At 70.0% G+C, this 19730-nt stretch carries 15 protein-coding genes and 1 pseudogene; 10 read left to right on the forward strand and 6 right to left on the reverse strand.

What is annotated here, in order from left to right; genetic code table 11:
- Positions 1-3702, reverse strand: a complete 3702-nt coding sequence (locus HTV45_RS06460) for a nitrate reductase subunit alpha (protein WP_215204632.1) — start codon at positions 3700-3702, stop codon at positions 1-3.
- A gap of 346 nt (positions 3703-4048) precedes the next feature.
- Here HTV45_RS06460 and HTV45_RS06465 point away from each other — a divergent pair, with 346 nt between their 5' ends.
- The 7 genes from HTV45_RS06465 to HTV45_RS06490 all read left to right on the forward strand — a co-directional run bounded on the left by HTV45_RS06465 (position 4049) and on the right by HTV45_RS06490 (position 11863).
- Positions 4049-4264 carry a hypothetical protein gene (locus tag HTV45_RS06465; RefSeq protein WP_215204633.1) on the forward strand — a complete coding sequence of 72 codons (216 nt, stop codon included), beginning with the start codon at positions 4049-4051 and terminating at the stop codon, positions 4262-4264.
- Positions 4265-4683: 419 nt separating this feature from the next.
- Positions 4684-5943: a TIGR04053 family radical SAM/SPASM domain-containing protein gene (locus tag HTV45_RS06470; protein ID WP_215204634.1), complete on the forward strand. Its 1260-nt coding sequence runs from the start codon at positions 4684-4686 to the stop codon at positions 5941-5943.
- Positions 5940-8582, forward strand: a complete 2643-nt coding sequence (locus HTV45_RS06475; protein WP_215204635.1) for a multicopper oxidase domain-containing protein — start codon at positions 5940-5942, stop codon at positions 8580-8582. The genes HTV45_RS06470 and HTV45_RS06475 overlap by 4 nt, the downstream gene beginning before the upstream one ends.
- The gene (locus HTV45_RS06480) at positions 8582-9028 is read left to right on the forward strand and encodes a hypothetical protein (RefSeq protein WP_215204636.1); all 447 of its coding nucleotides are present in this window, start codon (positions 8582-8584) and stop codon (positions 9026-9028) included. Before HTV45_RS06475 ends, HTV45_RS06480 begins: the two co-directional genes overlap by 1 nt.
- Positions 9029-9669: 641 nt before the next feature.
- A complete protein-coding gene (locus HTV45_RS34110; protein ID WP_308309219.1) occupies positions 9670-10077 on the forward strand; it encodes a hypothetical protein in 408 nt (135 codons plus the stop codon).
- A 33-nt stretch (positions 10078-10110) separates the two neighbouring features.
- A complete protein-coding gene (locus tag HTV45_RS34785) occupies positions 10111-10233 on the forward strand; it encodes a hypothetical protein (protein ID WP_285899620.1) in 123 nt (40 codons plus the stop codon).
- Positions 10234-11425: 1192 nt separating this feature from the next.
- Positions 11426-11863 (forward strand): ATP-binding protein, encoded by a 438-nt coding sequence (locus tag HTV45_RS06490; RefSeq protein ID WP_215204678.1) that lies wholly within the window; start codon positions 11426-11428, stop codon positions 11861-11863.
- Positions 11864-12164: 301 nt separating this feature from the next.
- On the opposite strand, the gene HTV45_RS06495 is transcribed toward HTV45_RS06490, so the two are convergent.
- Both HTV45_RS06495 and HTV45_RS06500 read right to left on the reverse strand, forming a co-directional pair.
- Positions 12165-12686, reverse strand: coding sequence for a hypothetical protein (locus HTV45_RS06495; protein ID WP_215204637.1), 522 nt, complete (start codon positions 12684-12686; stop codon positions 12165-12167).
- A 155-nt stretch (positions 12687-12841) separates the two neighbouring features.
- Entirely contained in the window at positions 12842-13378 is a 537-nt protein-coding gene (locus HTV45_RS06500; protein ID WP_215204638.1) for a nitroreductase family deazaflavin-dependent oxidoreductase, read from the reverse strand.
- Positions 13379-13553: 175 nt separating this feature from the next.
- Here HTV45_RS06500 and HTV45_RS06505 point away from each other — a divergent pair, with 175 nt between their 5' ends.
- The 3 genes from HTV45_RS06505 (at position 13554) to HTV45_RS06515 (ending at position 16400) form a co-directional block, all read left to right on the forward strand.
- Positions 13554-14645: a PP2C family protein-serine/threonine phosphatase gene (locus HTV45_RS06505; protein WP_215204639.1), complete on the forward strand. Its 1092-nt coding sequence runs from the start codon at positions 13554-13556 to the stop codon at positions 14643-14645.
- A gap of 30 nt (positions 14646-14675) precedes the next feature.
- Positions 14676-15215 (forward strand): MarR family winged helix-turn-helix transcriptional regulator, encoded by a 540-nt coding sequence (locus HTV45_RS06510; protein ID WP_215204640.1) that lies wholly within the window; start codon positions 14676-14678, stop codon positions 15213-15215.
- Between the two features lie 213 nt (positions 15216-15428).
- Positions 15429-16400 (forward strand): LacI family DNA-binding transcriptional regulator, encoded by a 972-nt coding sequence (locus HTV45_RS06515; protein ID WP_215204641.1) that lies wholly within the window; start codon positions 15429-15431, stop codon positions 16398-16400.
- 138 nt (positions 16401-16538) lie between these two features.
- Here HTV45_RS06515 and HTV45_RS34995 read toward each other — a convergent pair.
- From HTV45_RS34995 to HTV45_RS06530, 3 genes and pseudogenes are all read right to left on the reverse strand, one after another.
- Positions 16539-16926, reverse strand: a pseudogene (locus tag HTV45_RS34995) (family 43 glycosylhydrolase); the annotation flags it as partial.
- Positions 16927-17539: 613 nt separating this feature from the next.
- Entirely contained in the window at positions 17540-18823 is a 1284-nt protein-coding gene (locus HTV45_RS06525) for a sodium:proton antiporter (protein WP_215204642.1), read from the reverse strand.
- A gap of 210 nt (positions 18824-19033) precedes the next feature.
- Positions 19034-19300 (reverse strand): hypothetical protein, encoded by a 267-nt coding sequence (locus HTV45_RS06530; RefSeq protein WP_215204643.1) that lies wholly within the window; start codon positions 19298-19300, stop codon positions 19034-19036.
- Positions 19301-19730 lie beyond the last annotated feature (430 nt).

Raw genomic sequence — 19730 nt, forward strand, 5'->3', positions numbered from 1 at the left:
TCAGTACTCCACATCCTGCGAGCGACGGCGGATGACAGTGACCTCGTCGCGCTGGTTGCCGGTCGGACCGTAGTAGTTGAAGGCGTAGGTGAACTGGGCGTAACCACCGGCGAGGTGGGTGGGCTTGAGCAGCAGGCGGGTGAGGGAGTTGTGGATGCCGCCGCGGCGGCCGCTGACCTCGGTCTTCGGGACGTTCACGTTGCGGTCCTGGGCGTGGTACATGTACACGGTTCCCTCCGGCATGCGGTGGGTGACCACGGCCCGGGCGGCGACGACGCCGTTGCGGTTGTACGCCTCGATCCACTCGTTGTCCTTCACGCCGATCCTCTCGGCGTCCTCCAGCGACATCCAGATGGCGGGTCCGCCGCGGGACAGGTCGAGCATGTACTTGTTGTCCTGGTAGTTGGAGTGGATGGACCACTTCGAGTGCGGGGTCAGATAGCGGACGGTGACCTCCGCCCGGCCGTCCTCGCGCAGCTGCTCGTCGCCGTAGTGCCGGGGTGTGTTCAACGGCGGCCGGTAGACCGGTAGCTGCTCACCGAGTTCGGCGATCCAGTCGTGCTGGACGAAGAAGTGCTGGCGGCCGGTGAGGGTGTGCCAGGGCTTCTTGTGCTCGGTGTTGATGACGAACGGGGAATAGCGGCGACCACCCGTCTCCGAGCCCGACCACTCGTAGGAGGTGATCACGGAGCGTGGTTGGGTGCGGGTGTCGGCGAAGGTGATCCGCTCGGCCTCCCGCTCGGAGGCGAGCTCGACGAGCCCTTCGCTGCCGGTCTGCCGCTCCATCTCGCGGAAGCCCTCGGTGGCCAGTCGGCCGTTGGTGGTGCCGGACAGGGCGAGGATCGCTTCGCACATGTCGGAGGCGGTGGCGAGCGAGGGCCGGCCGGCGGCGATCCCGTCCCGGACGGTGCCGTTGCGGTGCCGCAGGTCGTCGATCTCCCGGTCCGGGTGGACGGTGATGCCCTTGGTGGTGGTCCCCAGGGTGTCCAGCAGCGGGCCGACGGCGCGCATCTTCTGCGCGATCGCGGCGTAGTCCCGTTCGATGACGGCCAGCTTGGGCATGGTCCGGCCCGGTATCGGCTCGCACTCCCCGGTCTTCCAGTCCCGCACCACCCCGCCCGGCTGGGCGAGTTCGTCGGGGGTGTCATGGGTCAGCGGCACCGCCAGGACGTCGGTACGCGTGCCCAGGTGCCCGGCGGCCAGCTCGCTGAACCTGTCGGCCATGGTCAGGAACGTGTCGTAGTCGGTGCGGGCCTGCCACGGCGGGGCGATGGCCGGGGTGAAGGCGTGCACGAAGGGGTGCATGTCTGTGGATGACAGGTCGTCCTTCTCGTACCAGGTCGCGGCCGGCAGCACGACGTCGGAGAACAGACCGGTGGAGGTCATCCTGAAGTCCATGGTGACCAGCAGGTCGAGCTTGCCCTCGGGCGCCTCGTCCCGCCACACCACGTCCTTCGGCCTGTGCTCGGCCGGGGTCTCCTCGGAGCGGACTGCCGCGTCGGTGCCCAGCAGATGACGCAGGAAGTACTCGTTGCCCTTGCCGGAGGAACCCAGCAGGTTCGCCCGCCACACGGTCAGTACGCGCGGGAAGCTGGCCGGGTCGTCCGGGTCCTCGGCGGCGAACCGCAACCGCCCGGACTTCAGCTCGTCGACGATGTGCTCGGCGACCGGCCGCCCTGCGGCGGCTGCTTCGTCGGTCAGGTCGAGGGGATTGCGGTTGAAGCCGGGGTGGCCGGGGGTCCAGCCCAGCCGCACGGCCTGCGCGAGTGTGTCCGCGAACGCCTTGCCCTCGAACCGACCGCTGCCGAGCGGGGAGGCCAGCTCGTCGGGCCCGAACGCCTCGTAGCGCCACTGGTCGGAGTTCAGGTACCAGTACGAGGTGCCCGCCATGTGCCGGGTGGGCCGCTGCCAGTCGAAGGCGAACGAAAGATGCTGCTGCCCGGTGACCGGGCGGACCTTCTCCTGGCCGACGTAGTGCGCCCAGCCGCCGCCGTTGACGCCCTGGCAGCCGGTCATGGTGGTCAGGGCCAGGAACGCCCGGTAGATCGTGTCGGAGTGGTACCAGTGGTTGGTGCCGGCCCCCAGCGCGATCATGGAACGGCCGTTGGTGCGCTCCGCGTTGCGGGCGAACTCCCGGGCGATCCGGGCCGTCTGCTCCGCAGGGACCGAGGTGATCGTTTCCTGCCAGGCGGGCGTGTACGGCTCGCTCGCGTCCTCGTACGACGACGGCCATGTGCCCGGCATCCCGGGGCGCCGTACCCCGTACTGGGCGAGCATCAGGTCGAAGACGGTGGTGACGAGCCGGCCGCCGATCCGGCGGACCGGAACGCCCCGGACCATGACCGAACCGCCCTCCGTGGTCCCCTCGTCGAAGCGGGGCAGCGCGACCTCAGCCGTGCCCTCCGCACCCTCCGCAAGGCTCAACTCAGGGACGACATCACCCAGTTCGAGGTTCCAGCGGCCTCGCCCGGTTTCTCCCCACCGGAAGCCGAGCGAGCCGCCGGGGACCACGGGCCCGCCCGTGGCCCGGTCCAGGAGAACGGTCTTGGACCCCGCGTTCTCCTCGCCGTCCTGGCCGAGGTCTGCGGCGGTCAGGAACCCGTCCGGGACGAGACCGTGGTCGTGCTCGCGCAGGGTCACCAGGAACGGCGCGTCGGTGAACTTCCGCAGGTAGTCCTGGAAGTAGGGCACTTCGCGGTCCACGAGGAACTCGCGCAGGATCACATGCCCCATGGCCATCGCCAGCGCCCCGTCCGTACCGGGGTGCGGGGACATCCACTCGTCGGCGTGCTTGACGTTGTCCGCGTAGTCCGGGCTGACCGCGACGACCTTGGTGCCGTTGTAGCGGGTCTCGGTCAGGAAGTGCGCGTCGGGCGTGCGGGTGACCGGGATGTTGGAGCCCCACATGATCAGGTAGCCGGCGTTCCACCAGTCGGCCGCCTCCGGCACGTCGGTCTGGTCGCCGAACACCTGCGGGGAGGCGATCGGCAGGTCGGCGTACCAGTCGTAGAACGACAGCAGCGTGCCGCCGATCAGTGAGTGGAACCGTGCCCCTGCCGCGAAGGACGCCATCGACATCGCCGGGATGGGCGAGAAGCCGGCGACGCGGTCGGGACCGTACGTCTTGACGGTGTACACCTGGGCGGCGGCGATCAGCTCGCTCACCTCGTCCCAGCCGGCGCGCACCAGACCGCCCTTGCCGCGGGCCCGCTTGTACGCCCGCGCCTTCGCCGGGTCGCCGGTGATCTCGGCCCAGGCGGCCACCGGGTCGTCCAGCCGTCTGCGGGCCTCGCGCCACAGCTTCAGCAGCGCGCCCCGCACGTAGGGGTAGCGGACCCGGCTGGGGGAGTAGGTGTACCAGGAGAAGGAGGCCCCCCGTGGACAGCCGCGGGGCTCGTACTCCGGGCAGTCCGCACCGATCGACGGATAGTCGGTGGCCTGGTGCTCCCAGGTGATGATCCCGTCCTTGACGTACACCATCCACGAACACGAACCCGTGCAGTTCACCCCGTGCGTGGAGCGCACCACCCTGTCGTGGGACCAGCGGTCCCGGTAGAAGCCCTCCCACTTCGGATCGCCAGTGCCGAACACGGCGCGCCCGTCGGCGGACACCTCGCGGCGGGTGAGCAGCCTGCGGGCGGCCAGCGGCCAGCTTTCACCGGTGCGCAGCGCCTCACGCCGTGCGTTCTGATCGTTCTCCATGACCGGGAACGCTAGGCGGCACACCGCGCGCCCCACCTGGGGCCGGCGGTCCCTGCCGGATGGCCTTCCGGCCCGGTCCTGCGGGTCGCAACAGGGCCCGATGGTCCCTGTGGTGGGGTCCGGTCGGCCGAGGAGTCAGCGCCCCCGACCGTGCATGCTGGACATTGACCGAACCGCGGATGCCCCTCTGTGCGACCGCGTTCCGTGCCTGCCAGGCGGCCGACTCCCCCGTCCCTGACCGCCGCAGGTGTAGCGCGTACGGCGCGTGGCGCCCGGTTCGGTCGTGCGTCCGGCCGCCCTCGCGGCCGGACGCCACATCCTCCTCACCGCTACCCGCACCCCGGCAATGGCATACCCACCCGCACCGGTCGGCCGGGCCGACCGTGACCTGCCGGCGGAGTTGCTCGCGGACATGCATCACCGGCTCGCGTACGGCTCGTCCGCCAAGGAGCTCCAAGAGGACCAGCACGATGAGGGAGGGCACGACATGTACGAAGGGCGGATCGGGGAGACCGGCGGCTGCGGCGGCGTATGTGGTTGCGGCGGTGCCGAGCCCTGGTGACCACCGCGGACGCCCTGACACCCCACTCTCCGAACCGTCCTCGCCCCTGCGGCGGCGCTCACGGACGGCACCGGCGCTTTCGTCTCCCCGGGGTGCCGGCTGCCGCAGGGGATCCCGCACGCGCTGCCTCCCTGACGGTCCGTCCGGCCCTCTTGTGCTTGCCGCGAAGAAGGACCAACGGCCCTGTTCGACAAGACCATCGGCCGCCGCGCCGACCACCGCCACCGGCGGATGCTGACGGCGACCGATCCGGAGGTATCCCGTGCACGACCACATCGACCGCCCTCGAGGCCGATTCCACCGCTGTCGCTCGCGGTGGGTGCCGCGCACGGTCCGGGCAGGTCACCGGCCGCCCGCCTCGTCTGCCCTGACTCCAGGGCGGCCGGACACAGCCTCCGGGCACTCGGAAGGGCTGCGCGGTGAACGCCGCAGCCCAGCCCATCCGGCGTCAGCGGCACGACGCGGGGGAGCGGCCGTTCATCGTCATCTGGGAGTCCACCCGGGCCTGCCCGCTGGCCTGCCTGCACTGTCGCGCCGAGGCCGTGCCCGACCGCGACCCGCGCGAACTGGACACCGCCGCCGCCAAGGACCTGCTGCACCAAGTGGCCGCCTTCGGGCAGCCCGCCCCGCTGTTCGTGATCACCGGTGGCGACCCGTTCCAGCGACCCGACCTGACCGAACTCATCGCCCACGGCCGGGAGACCGGCGTCCGCGTCGCGGTGTCCCCCTCCGGCACGCCGACGCTCACCGCCGAGCGGCTGCGGGAGCTGCACGCGGCGGGTACGGTCGGCCTCTCACTGAGCCTGGACGGCTCCACCGCCGACCTCCACGACACCTTCCGCGGCGTGGCCGGGGTGTTCCGCTGGACCCTGGACGCCTGGGACACCGCGCGCGCACTCGGCATGAAAGTGCAGATCAACACCACGGTCGCCCGGCACAACCTGCACGACATCCCCGACATCGTCCGCCTGGTCGCCGAGCACGGCGCGATGCTGTGGAGCGCCTTCTTCCTGGTGCCCACCGGTCGCGGCCGCACCCTCGGCGCACTCACCCCGGCGGAGACGGAGGACGTCCTCAACTTCGTCTACGACGTCGGCCTGACCGTGCCCGCCAAGACCACCGAGGCCCACCACTTCCGCCGCGTCACCCTGCAGCGCGGGGTCCTCGCCGCCACTGGCGGTGACCACGTGGCGGTCCTCGGACTCGGTCCGCTGTACCGGGAGTTGCGCGAGCGGGCCGCCGAGCTGGGCCTGGACGCCGCAGCACGCCGGGTGCGGCGTCCGCCGCTGGACGTCAACGCGGGCCGCGGCTTCGTCTTCATCTCCCACACCGGCACGGTGCACCCCAGCGGCTTCCTGCCGCTGGGCGCCGGAAGCGTCCGCGAGACGCCGCTCACGCAGATCTACCGCACCTCCGAGCTCTTCACCGGACTGCGGGACGCCGACCGGCTGGGCGGCCGGTGCGGAGCGTGCGAGTTCCGCCGGGTCTGCGGCGGCTCGCGATCGCGCGCGTACGGCGCCACCGGCGACCCGTACGCCGAGGAACCGTGGTGCGGATACGTCCCCGGGTCCTTCCCCTACCAGGCGGAGCTGACCGCGCTGCTGCCCGGCGGCAGCGACGGCAGGAACGCTTCGCACAAGGACAGCGACGCGGGTTCGAAGCACCAAGGAGTGGCATGACCAGCATCGCCGGCGGACCCACCGAGACAGGCGACGCGAGCGGACCCCCCAAGTACCCGAACAGATTCAGGGCGTCGGGCGTGAAGGCCCGGCATCTGCGCGCCCACGTCCTGGTCGTGGCCTGGCTGGGCCTGGCCCTGCTCGCGGCCGCGGCGCAGGAGACCATGCCGGTGGCCCGCTGGCTGTCCGTGCACATGTTCCTGCTCGGTGCCGTCACCACCGCCATCCTGATCTGGAGCGAGCACTTCGCCGTCGCCCTGCTGCACGCGAAGATCCCCGACGAGCGCTGGAGCACCGCCCGGCTCGCGACGGCCAACCTCGCCGTGGTCGGGCTGCTCCTCGGGGTGGGGACCGCCACTCCCGTCCTCACCGCCGTCTCCGCCGCGTTGCTGGTGGCCGCGGCCGGCGCGCACCTGGTGATGCTGATCCGCCTGGGGCGGGGCGCGCTCGGCGGAAGGCTCAAGCCGATCGTCTCCTACTACCGGGCGGCCACCGCCGCCCTGATCGCCGGCGCCGTCCTGGGCTGGATGCTGTCGGGTGGCGGGGCCGGCGGGCCCGACCGGTACGCCGGACTGCGCCTGGCGCACATCCACGTCACGTTGCTCGGCTGGATCGGGCTGCCCGTCCTGGGCACGCTGTTCATGCTGTGGCCGACCGTGCTGGGCGTACGGATGAAGGACCGCACCACCAAGGTGTCCCGATGGGTGCTGTGGCTCGCGGGCAGCGGACTTCTGGTCGCGGCCGCCGCTCTGACCCTCGGCCGGCCCCGGCCGGCCGCGGCGGGCCTCGCCCTCTACGTGGCGGGCGCGGCCCTCGCCGTCCGCCTGCTCGTGCGTACCCTGCGCGGCAACCGTCCCGTCTCCGCGGCGGCAGCCTGGATGCTCGCCACGGCCACCTGCTGGCTGCTGATCGCCGTGGTGGCCGACCTGGTATGGCTCGCCGCCCGGCCGCTCGCGGAGGCACAGGCCGCGATCGACGCGCTGCTGCCGGTGCTGCTCGTCGGCTTCGCCGCCCAGATCCTCCTCGGCGCCCTCACCTACCTGCTTCCGGTCGTCCTCAGCAGCGGCCCCAAGGACCGTGCCACCGTCCGGGCGCTGCTCGAACGGGGTTGGCTGCCGCGGCTGGTGGCCCTCAACACCGGTGTAGCGCTCGCGGCACTCCCGCTGCCGGATCCCGCCGGCACGACCGGCATGCTGCTGGCCGCGCCGGCCGGGGCCGCGTTCCTCATCCTCGCGGTGCCCGTACTCGTCCGCAGCGGCAGGAAGGCGTCCACGGTCGCAGGAACCGCCGGTGCGTCTCGGCGCCCCGCGCTGTGGGGCACGGCCGCGGGCGTCGTCCTGACCGTGCTGGCCGTGCTCGTGGCCAACAGCGGAGGTGATACCGGCGATCCGGCCGTCGCCTCGGCGGCGGGAAGCGGGGCTGCGACCGCGACCCGCACCATCGAGGTGACCCTCGCCAACATGCGTGTCCGCCCGGACCGGCTCGAAGTCGCCGCGGGAACGGCACTGCGGCTGAAGGTCACCAACGCCGACGCCCAGCGTCACGACCTCGAGGTCGAGGGCGGCCCGTCGACTCCGATGCTCGGCAAGGGCGACAGCCACACCCTCGACCTCGGGACCATCAGCGAAGACCGCGAGGCGTGGTGCACCCTGCCGGGCCACAGGGCCGCCGGGATGACCATGGAGATCGTCGTGAAGGACACCGCGAAGAACGGCACGACCGAGCACGCGGACGGTCACGACGGGCACTCCACCACCGCCTCGAACGGGCTGGACCTCGCCGCCGACTTCTCCGACGGCTGGCAGGCACGCGACGCCGAACTCGCCCCCGCGCCCGGCGGAACCGTGCACGAGGTCGAACTGCACGCCGCCCGCACCACGGTGGAGGTCGCCCCCGGCGTGAAACAGCAGATGTGGACCTTCGACGGCACCGCACCCGGCCCCACCCTGCGCGGCAAGGTGGGCGACGTCTTCGAGATCACCCTCGTCAACGACGACACCGGTATGGGCCACGGCATCGACTTCCACGCCGGCGCCCTCGCCCCCGACAAGCCCATGCGCACCCTCGACCCGGGCGAGAGGCTGGTCTACCGGTTCCGTGCCGAGAAGGCCGGAGCGTGGCTGTACCACTGCAGCACCTCGCCGATGCTTCAACACATGGGCAACGGCATGTACGGCGCCGTGATCATCGACCCACCCGGCCTGGCGAAGGTCGACCACGAGTACGTACTGGTCTCCTCCGAGCTCTACCTCGGCACGCCCGGCAGCACGGCCCAGGTGACGAAGATGCGTCGGAACACCCCGGACGCCTGGTTGTTCAACGGCGTCGCGAACCAGTACGCCCAGCGGCCCCTGAAGGGGAAGGCCGGCGAGCGGGCCCGCTTCTGGGTGGTCGCCGCGGGTCCCAGCGACGGCATCGCCTTCCACATGGTCGGCACCGTCTTCGACACCGTGTACAAGGAGGGCGCTTACGCGCTGAAGCCCGGCGACGCGGGCGGTGCCCAAGTACTGGACCTGGCCCCGGCGCAGGGCGGCTTCGTCGAGACGACGTTCCCCGGGGCCGGCCACTACCCGTTCGTCGACCACGACATGCGCCACGCCGAGGCCGGCGCGCACGGCATGGTGGAGGTGAGCGAGTAGTGGACACCGTCGGCTGGTGGTCCCTGGTGCGGTTCGCGCACGTGGCCGGCGCCGCCCTGTGGGTCGGCGGTCAACTGGCCCTCTCCCTGGTGATCCTGCCGCTGGCCCGGCACCTGCTCGCCCCGGAGGCCAAGGACAGCTTCACCGCCGCGGCCGGCCGCCGGTTCGGGATGCTGACCGGAGCGGTGTTCCTGCCCGTGCAACTGGCCACCGGCTGGGCCATGGCCTGGCACAAGGGAGTCACCTGGGCCTCGCTCGCCGAACCCGGCTACGGCCGCACCCTGACCACCAAACTCGCCCTGTTCGTGGTGGTGATGCTCGCCGCGGCCGGACACGGCATCGCCCACGCGAGGGGCCGTGCGGACCTGGCCCGCGCCCTGGCGGTCGTCTCCCTCGTCGGCTCCCTCGGCGTCGTCCTGCTCGCCACCGCCCTGCCCACCACCTGACCGGCAGCCACGAAGGAGAAGGGGTAAGAACGAGGAGGCACCATGAGTACGATTTCCGGTCGAGCGCCTTCGCTCTTGACCGCCGTCCAGGCCGTCCGAGTGACGGTGATCACGGACGTCCTTCGGGGGTGCTGCGTAGGCTTGGGTCGTCGCCACGGTGGGGTCCGCGAGAGGGGCGACCCTCCTCCGGCCGCCTGTCGGGGCGTCAGGAAAGCCAGCGAGTGGTCAGCACGAGTCCTGAAGAACCTGGGGACAGCTGCCCCGGACACGCGACTCGTTGTAAGGTGTCGAAACAGCCCTTGACCTGCAAAAACGCAGGCAGGGAGCTTATATGTGGGAGTGCCCCGATGTTGCGTACAATGTTCAAGTCCAAGATCTAGTATCTGGGCGTTTGCACAGGTCAGAGGCATGATCGGGCTATCCAGGTCAGCAAATGGTCAGCATTGGTCGAGGGAAGTCCCCCGCTTGCTGACCCGGTGGCGGCGGCAGCGGGGCCTTGGCGCAGACGCCCGGCTCTCGCTCGGAAGGCTCGCTACGTGGCTCGGCAGCTCGCTCGCGGTACGGGTTCGTTCTTCAATGACTGAGGCTGTGCCAGACCGACCAGGTGCCTGGACCCGTACACGATCCGTTTCCGTAACGGCGTGGGGGAGCAGCTTGAGGAGGGCGGCTTCGCAACGCGGGGCGAGGCGATCGACCGCCTCATAGAGATCTATGCGGAGAAGAAGCGCACGGAGCCGTCTGTCGCGGAGGCGCGCTGGGAACTGGGCCAGCAGAAGGTCGCGGAGTTCGCGAGGCAGTGGTTGCGTCGGCAGCGTCATATGACCGTGTATTCGACGGGCGAACACGTCAACAGCTTCATCGACGTGCATGTCGTTCCGCGTCTGGGGTCACGGAAGTTGATATCCGTCACGCCGATGGTGGTGGAGCGCTTTCTGGATGACTTGGAGGCCGACGGTGTCGGCCGGGGTAATCAGGTCAATTTTTTGCGCGCGCTCAAGGCGATTCTGCGGGACGCCTATGACAAGGGGCGATGGCTGATGTTCCGGTGAGGGGCGCTGGGTAGTGGCAATCCGATCACCGATGTGGCCGAGTGGATGGGGCACAAGTCGATCGAGGAGACGTACCGCACCTACCGGCACCTGATGCCGGGGAGCATCACCAAGGCGGCGCGTGTCCTGCATGCCGGCGTTTGGGACGCGGCATGAGGCCGCAGCGAAGCCTGTCAGGGTCGCCCTCCGATTCGGGCTGCATCGGCACCACATGGCACAGGTCGTAGAGACCGTCTACGGGCGTCCACGCCAGTCCATCGTGGGTGCGTTATAGCAGGTCAGGGCGTCACAGTCCGGGGGCGTCGGCATAGTTGGTGACAGACGCGTGAAAGCGCCGGTGATAGACCGAGGCTCCGCCGAGGAGCATCCTTGGTGGGCCTCTGCCCGGAGCCATGCGATGCAGCCTGACCGGAGCGCTCGGGTGGGGCAGCGCCGTGAAGGTGACTGTGCGTGCACGCGTGACGCGTTCGGCTCGTCATGCCGTTTGTCTTCCAGCGCTGTCCTCGTGGACGCTGCATTTGTGATCGCAGTCATGACGGACGCCCCAAGCGGCTGTACGTGCCGGCTCGACCACAGCGGCGACCGGCGGGCCAACGCCGCCCTGCACCGCATCGTCCACGGCGTGTCCGGGGTCCTCGCCGAACTTCACGACGAGTGGTTCGCCTTCCCTCGCCGCTTCCTCTCCAACGAGAGCATGGACGCGTCCTCGTCCGACATCCTGACTGTCCTACCAGCCGCGTTACACCACGGGGAGGGACGTGAACCTCTTTGCATTCGGGTTCTCCTCTCTCAAGTACCCGAAACAAGGGGCGGGCGACGGCGCGACTCTCTCACGGCCGATGCGCGGCACGCACCCCGGGCGCTCTTTCGTAACCAACCAGTACATGTCCTTCATCGCCGCAGAGCGCAACGTCTGCGGGGGTATTTGTGGCAGTTCCTGTTTCCCCGAGGCTGAGTGGATCGCGGCCCGCGTGTACGCAATTCGACCAGGCGCCGTCGGAACCAACGAGGTTATGGCCGACTGCGGACCGTAGATGGAAGAGGGCGTCCCTCTGCTGGTCGACGGCCGGGGCTTGAGCGCGGCAGCGCCGCGATCACCCGGACCGGACTGCATGCGCGCGGATTGTCGTGCCGCTTCCAGCGGTCCTGCGACGGCGCTGCTGGTCCACCACGTGTTGTCCGGCTCTCCCTGCCCGGGCGTCAGCACTCGTGGCAATCGCCTGTACCCACTCACTTTCAGAGGGACTGAAGGTGATGTTTGAGGGTAAGCAGTCTGGGAATGGAAGCGCTTCGGACCTAAGGCGGAGATGTGGGTCTGCACGGGCGGCAAGACGGTTTCCGGCCGTTCATGGACCGCACGCCATCGGTGTCCGCCGAACTCGAGGGCAGTGAGGATATCGCCCAGGCGCGTTCCCTGACCCGATCGTTCCTGGCGTGCCTGCAGGCCGTGCATGGTTTGGAGGTGTCCGTACGTGCGGTGTGGGCGATCCAGTTGGTGGTCAGCGAGTTGGTGACCAATGCCCGCAAGTACGCGCCGGGCCCGTGTCTGCTGACGTTGAAGGCGGGTGAAGAGGCAGTGGAGGTCACGGTGTGGGACAGCGAGTCGTGCTTGCCGGTTGCGCGGTCCGCCGACCCCGGCCGGGTGGGGCAGCACGGTCTGGAGATCGTGACGGCGGTCTGTAGCAGTTTCGAGATGCACCGGGAGCCGGGGGGCAAGCGGATCACAGCTTCCGTGGCGCTGGCCGACGGCTCGGCGGGGAATGAGGCCGGTGACCAGGTCTGCTGATCAGGCTGCCAGGCCCAGCCGGCTGTACTGCTGACCTACGCAACTGCCCGCGTGATCGGCCGGGGATACTGGTCCGCCGAGACATCGTCGAAGGGATCCGCTGCACCGTCGCGTGGGCAGCAGTGGCTCGAACAGGGCCACTTGGCATCTGCGGTGTCCGGAGAACAGCGGCGAGGACGCATGGAGATCCTTCGACATGCGGTGAGTGGCCCGCTGACGGTGGGACAGCGGGCCACTCACCAGGGGCAATTATGCACTGGTGATGAGACCGCCTGTCTGATCACGGAAGAATGAGACTGCCTCACTCGATGGAGGTGGTCAGTGTCGGCTTGGCATCGGCGCGTTCGGGGGCCGACGCGGGGATGGCGGCCGGTTCGTCTTCGACTTGCTGGGGCGTACGGCGGTCCGGGTCGTGACCCGGTGTACCCGCCGTGGTGGACAGGATCGACCAAGCCGCGAGCGCCAGGCATATGGCCGCACCCGTCGCGATCAGTCGGATTGCGTGACGGAGCCGGGAGGGCGTGTCGAGTTCTTGCCATGTGGGCTGTGCGCTGTCGGGGTGCCACAGCTCACCGACGGTCTCGTTGGGGCCGTCCGTCGGTTTCTGCTCCAGACGCGGATGGCCTGCGTCGAGCCGGTCGACGCAGGGGTGGCCAGGTGGTCGAGCGATCGCCCGTTCCCCTGCCGAGGGCTCCCGGAGGGCGGAATCGTGAATGGCGCGCTCGTTGTCCGTGAGGAACTTCGGCCAGACATCACCACCGCGAGACGGAGTGCCCTCCGGGTCGTGTGGTGTTCCTCGTCCGGTTGGATCTGGGGTGGTCACGTCTGTCTCCCTCCCGAAGGGGGTCGCCTGGCCGGCGCCTGCCGCTTTCTGGTGGAGGACCGACCGGTGACCGGCGGGTCTCCTGTGCCGATCGACTGTCGGCCGGTCCAGGAGACGCAATGCTTGCACAGTGCAAAACGCGACCGCCAGTGGCCTTACGTGTCAGTTGGGCATCGCTGGTGTTCTTTCCCGGCCGGGCCGTGTCCGGCGCCTGCCTCGAGACGTACGAAGGGGATGGCGCGTCCCGCCGCACGGAACGACTCGTTGCCGCCGTCGACCGGCAGCCCCATGAAGGCGCACAAGCGGCGAGCGGTGCGAGGGTGTCGGCGCGCGTAGTCGGCCATGATCTCCGCTCCGTCATCAGGGGGGAGGAAGCGGGCGGTGACAGGGTGCGGGCGACTGCCGAACCGGATGAGGGTCTGCGGCTGAGCGTGCAGATTCTGGTACCAGTCGGCATTCGGTCCGAAGCCTGAGGCGACGGTCCAGCTGGCCTCGACCGCATCGAAGGACACGACCTCCAGGACGGTCGTGCGGTCGCGGCCCGAGACCCTACCGGTGTGGTGCAGCAGAAGAACCCGCTTGCCGAAGAGGGAGTCGAGTCCGACGCGGTAGGCGAATATCGGCAGGCGCAGGGCACGGCGTCGCCAGCCGGTGGGCCGCCTGGGCCAGCCGATCGGCGCATTCTGGTTCATCACGGCGGGGCCTCACGGATGTTCGGTGAATCGTCTTTCGGACTCGATCGGGTAAAGGATGTGGAACGGCAGTCGTCTCGCGGGAGCCACCTTTGCATAGTCTAAAGGTCGGGAGGGGCGCCTGCGAGGGGAGGCCAGTGGCTCTCGACAGCCCTGATGTCGCAGGAGTGCCGCCATGACCGACCGGAAGCCGCCGTCGCACTGGACGCTGCTGTCCTGCACTCCGGCGGTCGTGATGGCAGTCGTGGCGGTGACGGACATCCTGGCGGGGCCGGGTGTCGGGTTCCTGCCGTTGGTCTCTCTCGGACCGGCCTTCGCCGGGCTGGTCGGCGGATGGCGCCGAACCGCGCTCTACGGCCTCGCGTCCCTCGTACTGTGCGTCGCGCTGGGCTTGTACGACGGATTGTTCGACGAACGCCGCGGGTACACCGCACTGGCCTCGGTGGCAGGGGTCACGGGCGTGGGCGTCGCAGCGGCTGTGATGCGGTCGCACCGGGAGGCGGAACTGGCCAGCGTACGGTCGATCGCGGAAGTCGCCCAACGCGTGCTGCTGCGCCCTGTTCCGCGGATCGCCGGACCGCTCCAGGCAGCGGTGTCCTACACGTCGGCGGTCGCCGAGGCACGTATCGGCGGAGACCTGTACGAGGTGGTGTCCTCCCCGCACGGTGTACGGGTCATCGTCGGGGACGTCCAGGGCAAGGGCCTGGCGGCGGTGGAGACAGCAGCGCTGGTACTGGGCGCCTTCCGTGAGGCGGCCTACGACGAGGCCACCCTGACCGGACTCGGTGAACGCCTGGAGCGCAGCGCGGCACGGGAACTGGAAGGGGAGAAGTTCGTCACCGCCGTCCTCGCCGAAATCGGCACAGAGCACGAGGTCGTCTTCATCAACTACGGGCACCCGGCGCCGATGATCGTACGCAAGGAAGGAACGGTCGACTTCCCCCAACCGCCCGCCTTCACGCCCCCGCTGGGACTCGCGGAAGACGGTGGCGAGGGCCCACAACCCTACCGACTGAGCTTTGCCCCGGGTGAGCAACTCCTGCTCTACACCGACGGCGTCACGGAAGCCCGCGACAAGGAGGGCCGCTTCTACCCCGTCGGTGAGCGGGCGCACCTGCTGAAGGACCCGGACGCGCACCGGGCCCTGGCAGCCCTGCGGGAAGACCTCGCCCAGCACGTGGCCGGACCGCCGCACGATGACGCTGCGATGCTTCTGCTGCGCTACCACGGTGATGAGAACGGAAAGCCGTCCCCTCCGCGTGAGTGAGCAACAACTGGCACGAGGTAGAAAGGGTGCATGCCGGAGCGTGAGGACCCTGTGGGAACGACGGACGATGTGGACCTGGTGGTCCGGGCGGTGCTGACCGCGTCCCGCCTGCTGGTCGCGGTGTCCGCGCAGTCCCTCGCCGCGGTCGAGGAACGCGTGACGCTGCCGCAGTTCAGAATGCTCGTCGTGCTGTCCGCACGGGGCGCGACCAAGCTCGTCACGCTCGCCGAACTCCTGCAGGTCGCCCCGTCCACCGCCATGCGGATGGTCGATCGCCTGATCGCCGCCGGCCTCGCCGACCGACAGCCGAATCCCACCAACCGACGTGAGACGCTGCTCCGGCTGACCGAGGAAGGCAGCCGCACGGTCGCCGATGTCACCGCCCGCCGCCGCGCTGCGATCACCGAGATCGTGCAGCGGCTGAGCCCGACACAGCGATCGGCCCTCGTCGAGGCGCTGGCCGCATTCAACGAAGCAGGCGGAGAGCCGCTTGCTCCGGTCCGGGACGACATGGTGGGCCCTCATCCGCTGGGGTGGTCGACAGACCTCCCGGCAGTCGGCGACGCTTGACGGGCCTGCCGGTCCCGGCCACAGGGAGTTCGGTGTTGGCCGGGACGGGGACATGCGCAGCGTTCTCCGCGCGGGGCCGGCATTGCGGCGGCCGAAGCGAGGCGGAGGGATGGCGTATGGGGCGCGGCAGGCTCCCCGCCGGCGTGGGGGATCCGCCCTTGATGACCCGTCTGCGCACAAGCAGCGCCGCGTCGGCAGCCGACGCTCGACGAGGTGGCCGAACGCGCCGGCGTGTCCCGCTCCGTGGCCTCCCGCGCCCTCGACAACGCCCCGCACGTCAGCCGAGCCAAGCGCGAGGCTGTCGAACGGGCCGTGCGGCAACTCGGTTACGTACCCAATCCGACCGCCCGCGCGCTGGCCACCCGTCAGACGGGAGCGGCCGCCCTGGTCATCTCGGGAGAGGATCCGTCGATCTTCGCCGATCCGTTCTTCGCCCGGGTGATCGTGGGGGCGTCGGCCGCGCTGGACGAGGCGGACCTGCATCTGATGCTGTGCCTGGCCGCTTCCGACCGGGGCCGCAAGCGGGTCGGGGAGCTCCTGCGGTCCAGGGGCGCGGACGGTGTGATGCTGATGGCGCTGCGCGAGGACGATCCGCTGACCCGGATGGCCGGCGAGGCGCAGATGCCCGTCGTGTTCGGCGGGCGCCCGGTCGGTTCGGCTCCCCGCTGGCACGTGGACGTGGACAACGTCGGCGGAGCGCGCGAGGCGACCGAGTATCTGGTCTCACTCGGCCGGAGGCGCGTGGCCGTGATCTGCGGGCGTCTGGACACCGAGGCCGGGCGCGCCCGGTACCGCGGATACCGGGACGCCATGCTGGGCGCCGGTCTCGATCCGTTCCCGTCGCTGGAGGGGGACTTCACGGAGCGCAGCGGAGCCGCGGCCATGGCCGCGCTGCTGGCGGAACACCCCGACGTGGACGGAGTGTTCGCCGCCAACGACAACATGGCGGCGGGAGCGCTGCGCACCGTGCGGGAGGCCGGCCGACGGGTCCCCGCCGACGTGGCTGTGGTCGGCTTCGACGACCTGACGGTCGCCCGGATCGCCGATCCGCCGCTCACCACCGTCCATCAGCCTGTAGAGGCTCTCGGACGGGAGATGGCGCGCATGCTCGTCGCGCTCGTCAACGGGCAGGACCCCACCCCGCTGGTCCTCCCCACCCGCCTGGCCGTCCGGGCCAGCGCCTGACTCCTCGTTGTCCGGGAGGGGCGGGCCCCGGTCCGAACGGGTTGCTCCCGGACGCGGCGCGGGGCGTCCGGGGAGCCGGCCAGGGGGGGCGAGGTCCAGCAGCGGAAGCAGCGACCTCCGTCCGGTCCGATGGCTTGTGACGTAGCCGCGGGCGCCGTTCAGGTCGTACTTGGCGCCGAGGTCGGGGACGGGTACCGAATGGCCGGCGGTCTCCCAGTTCACCAGGTCGTACGACCGCAGAACGGGCGCGCCCGGAGAGTAGTGCATCGTCGAGGCCGAGGCGTAGTAGGTGTCGCCGACGCGAATGACGTCGATGTCCGCGAAGTCCTGCCGGATCACCGGGTTCATGTACTGGCCGCGGTCGCGAGGGCGGGCGCCCCATTGCGGGGCCACCAAGAAGGTAATGGGGGAGGAGGGCGCCGGCGGCCGGGCCGGTGGCGGCCGCGAGTGTGCGGCGACGGGTCGCCGAGCACCTGCGCCCCGCACGGCACCGCCTGCGGCTGAGCGTCGTGTCCGCCCGGGAGATCTCCCGGGCGGACACGGTCCCGGCTCAGGACGTCGTGCCGTCACCGTGGTTCCCGACGCGGTGAGGTGGCGCGTCGTCGAGCAGCCGATCCGTCAGTACGGTTACAGCCGACTCCCAAGGTTCGCAGCACATCGGTGGAACTCGTGTTCCGCGAGCTGGAGCACATCTGGTCCGTGGTGACCTTCCGCGGTGTCGAGAGGGTGGCGCGCAGGAACCGCGTCTCCCGCAGTCCGGCAACGGCGGTTATGACGTCCTGCACTACGCCCTCGGCCTCTCCTACGATCCCCGCGCCCGGCGTGCTCTCGGAGGTCTCCTTCAACAGCGCCCTGACGGCCGTCTCCCTCGCCCTTGGCCGGAACACACCCCAGTTACGGTCTCGGGCATTTCTCGGTGCTCGTCGGGAACATGGTCTGCGAGAGCCTTGCGAGAGTTGGTGTGGCCGAGTTCAGAAGGGGCCCACCCGTGCAGGTGGGCCCCGTCGTGTCAGCCGGTGCGCAACAGAAGACGCGGAGGCGTCCTGGTGACGAACCGGCACTGGAACGGAGGGACAGTAGCCGCTCTTCCGGAGCTCCTCCTGCTGATGACAGCCGTACCGGGCGGCGCGGGCAGCCGCTCAATACGCACGGGGCGGGCCGTTGCGGCTGCCGGTTCCCGTATCGCCGTGCCCCTGCTGCATGCCGGAGGCCGGGGGCCGTTGCCGTGGTTCTCCGTCGTCGGGGAGGCCGATCAGTTCCTCGACGTCGAAGATCCGTGCGATCGGTACGTCCGTGCTGCTGTGGGCGACGATCGAGAAGGCGATGGTGACGGCGATCAGGGTGAACGCCTCCTCGCCCTGCGGGATGCCGGCCTGGAGCACCAGCAGTCCGTAGACCACCGAGGCGAAGCCCTTGGGGCCGAACCACGCCGCGGTGAGCTTCTCCTTGCGGTTGAAGTCGGTGCCCACCAGGGACAGCAGCAGTGAGGCCGGACGGATGAGGAAGATGCACAAGACCGCCACCGCGTAGCCGCCGATCGACAGATCGCCGAAGAGGTGCGGGGTGAGCAGGGCGCCGAAGACCAGCAGCGCCGCGAACTTGGCCAGCTCGGCCAGGGCTCCCCCCAATGGCTCGAAGGCGTCCTTGGCCTGCGGCGCGAGTGCGGCGATCACCGCGCCCGCAGAGAAAGCGGCCAGATAAGGATTGGCGTGGGTGAGGTGGCAGGCCGCGTACAGGATGACTCCGACCGCCAGCGGCAGCAAGGGCTGAAGCGAAGGTTCCGCGCCCAGCAGCCGGAATCGGACCAGCCAGTGCACGAGCAGCGGCAGGGCCACGCCGAAGAGGAGCCCGAGGAGGAGTTCACCGGCGATCGAGGCGAAGCCGACGTCCTCGGCGTGGCCGGCAGGTGCGGCGGCCGCGATGAGGACGAGGACGAACGGCAGCGCGAGGCCGTCGTTGACGCCGCTTTCGATGTTGAGCAGTTGCCGCAGCCGGGCGGGGACCTCCTCGCGGCCCACGATGGCCGAGGCGAACACCGGGTCGGTGGGTGCCAGCACCGCGCCGATCAGGAAGGACGTCGTCCAGTCGAGGCCCACGAGGAAGTGCGTCAGCAGCGCGACCCCGAGGAAGGCCAGTGGCATGCCGAGGCCGAGCGCACGGGCCGGGTTGCGCCAGGACCGGCGCAGGGCGGGGAAGGAGACGTGCATCCCGTCGGTGAACAGCACCGCGAAGAGCGCCAGGTCGGCGGTGACTCCGACGATGTCGCTGTCCGGGGTGATGTGGATCAGACCGAGGAAGCCGTCACTGACGATCGCGCCGCCCACCAGGAACAGCAGCGAGGTGGAGAGCACCGACCGGGCGGCCAGCCCGGACAGCATCACGGCCACCAGCAGCGCCACTCCGAAGACGATGACGAGTACCACCTGGAACGCTCCCCGATGTCGGCCGGCCCTTCCTACGTCGGCCCTGGAACAGGAGGTGTCCCTGTCATGGCCTGAGCCTGGTACGCGTACCCGTCGGGGGCCTGCTCATTGCACAGTGCCGTCCGGATCCGCTGTGCCCGGAACGGGGTGACCGCACGAGCGCGGACCCGGCCAGGGCTCCGTGCCGCGGCGCGCCGACCGGCCCCCGGTTCAGACCGGACGCGGCTCCGAGCGCCGGCCGCGCGGGAGGTTCCAGCAGAACCGGATGCCTCTGAAGCAGAGAAGCAGCACCGCGAACTGGACGACACAGACCGCGGCCGCCAGCACGCCGTTGCCGCCAGCGCGCAGGACCGAGGCGGCGAAGGCATTTCCGCCCTCTTGTGCCGCGGCCGCCGCCGTACTGATCGGGATCGTTGCCTCCAGCAACCTGGCGAGCAGTGCCGCCGCCGCCGGTCCGGCACCTCCTTGAAGGAGCATGCCCACGAGACCTCGTTTCGTCGACGGTCCGTGCACAGTGCCTTCCTCGTGTGCGTGCTCAGCCACTGTCTCACCTCACCCACACTCCGTGCTCCGGCAGAACACCGGGGCGGCTCGGCCCTGATCCGCTGCACGCACAAGGCGGAACCGCGAGACGGGCCGTGGAGGACCGGCGACGACGTCGCATCCACAAGTGGCTCCACGACATGGGGCGGTGGGAAGACCGGCTGGAGGCTCATCGGTACCGGTTTTCCCGCGCAGTGCGTACGTCGGCCACGTCGGTGACGTACGCAGGGTGGGGCAGTTGCCGTTGCCTGGTGGTGTCGAGACCGGAGGTGGGCGGGCTCCCGTTCCGCGGAATTGACTATGTCGGGCTCCACGGCGTTGGTTCCTGGACTCGTCCCTTCCTACCCCGGTCGACTTCCTGCGC

The sequence above is a fragment of the Streptomyces sp. CHD11 genome (genome assembly GCF_018638295.1).
GTDB lineage: Bacteria > Actinomycetota > Actinomycetes > Streptomycetales > Streptomycetaceae > Streptomyces.

What these genes read in the sequence shown, in the direction of transcription:
- HTV45_RS06460 (WP_215204632.1), bottom strand. Translation starts at nt 3,702, where the DNA reads ATGGAGAACGATCAGAACGCACGGCGTGAGGCGCTGCGCACCGGTGAA.
- HTV45_RS06465 (WP_215204633.1), top strand. Translation starts at nt 4,049, where the DNA reads ATGGCATACCCACCCGCACCGGTCGGCCGGGCCGACCGTGACCTGCCG.
- HTV45_RS06475 (WP_215204635.1), top strand. Translation starts at nt 5,940, where the DNA reads ATGACCAGCATCGCCGGCGGACCCACCGAGACAGGCGACGCGAGCGGA.
- HTV45_RS06490 (WP_215204678.1), top strand. Translation starts at nt 11,426, where the DNA reads ATGGACCGCACGCCATCGGTGTCCGCCGAACTCGAGGGCAGTGAGGAT.
- HTV45_RS06500 (WP_215204638.1), bottom strand. Translation starts at nt 13,378, where the DNA reads ATGAACCAGAATGCGCCGATCGGCTGGCCCAGGCGGCCCACCGGCTGG.
- HTV45_RS06505 (WP_215204639.1), top strand. Translation starts at nt 13,554, where the DNA reads ATGACCGACCGGAAGCCGCCGTCGCACTGGACGCTGCTGTCCTGCACT.
- HTV45_RS06510 (WP_215204640.1), top strand. Translation starts at nt 14,676, where the DNA reads ATGCCGGAGCGTGAGGACCCTGTGGGAACGACGGACGATGTGGACCTG.
- HTV45_RS06530 (WP_215204643.1), bottom strand. Translation starts at nt 19,300, where the DNA reads ATGCTCCTTCAAGGAGGTGCCGGACCGGCGGCGGCGGCACTGCTCGCC.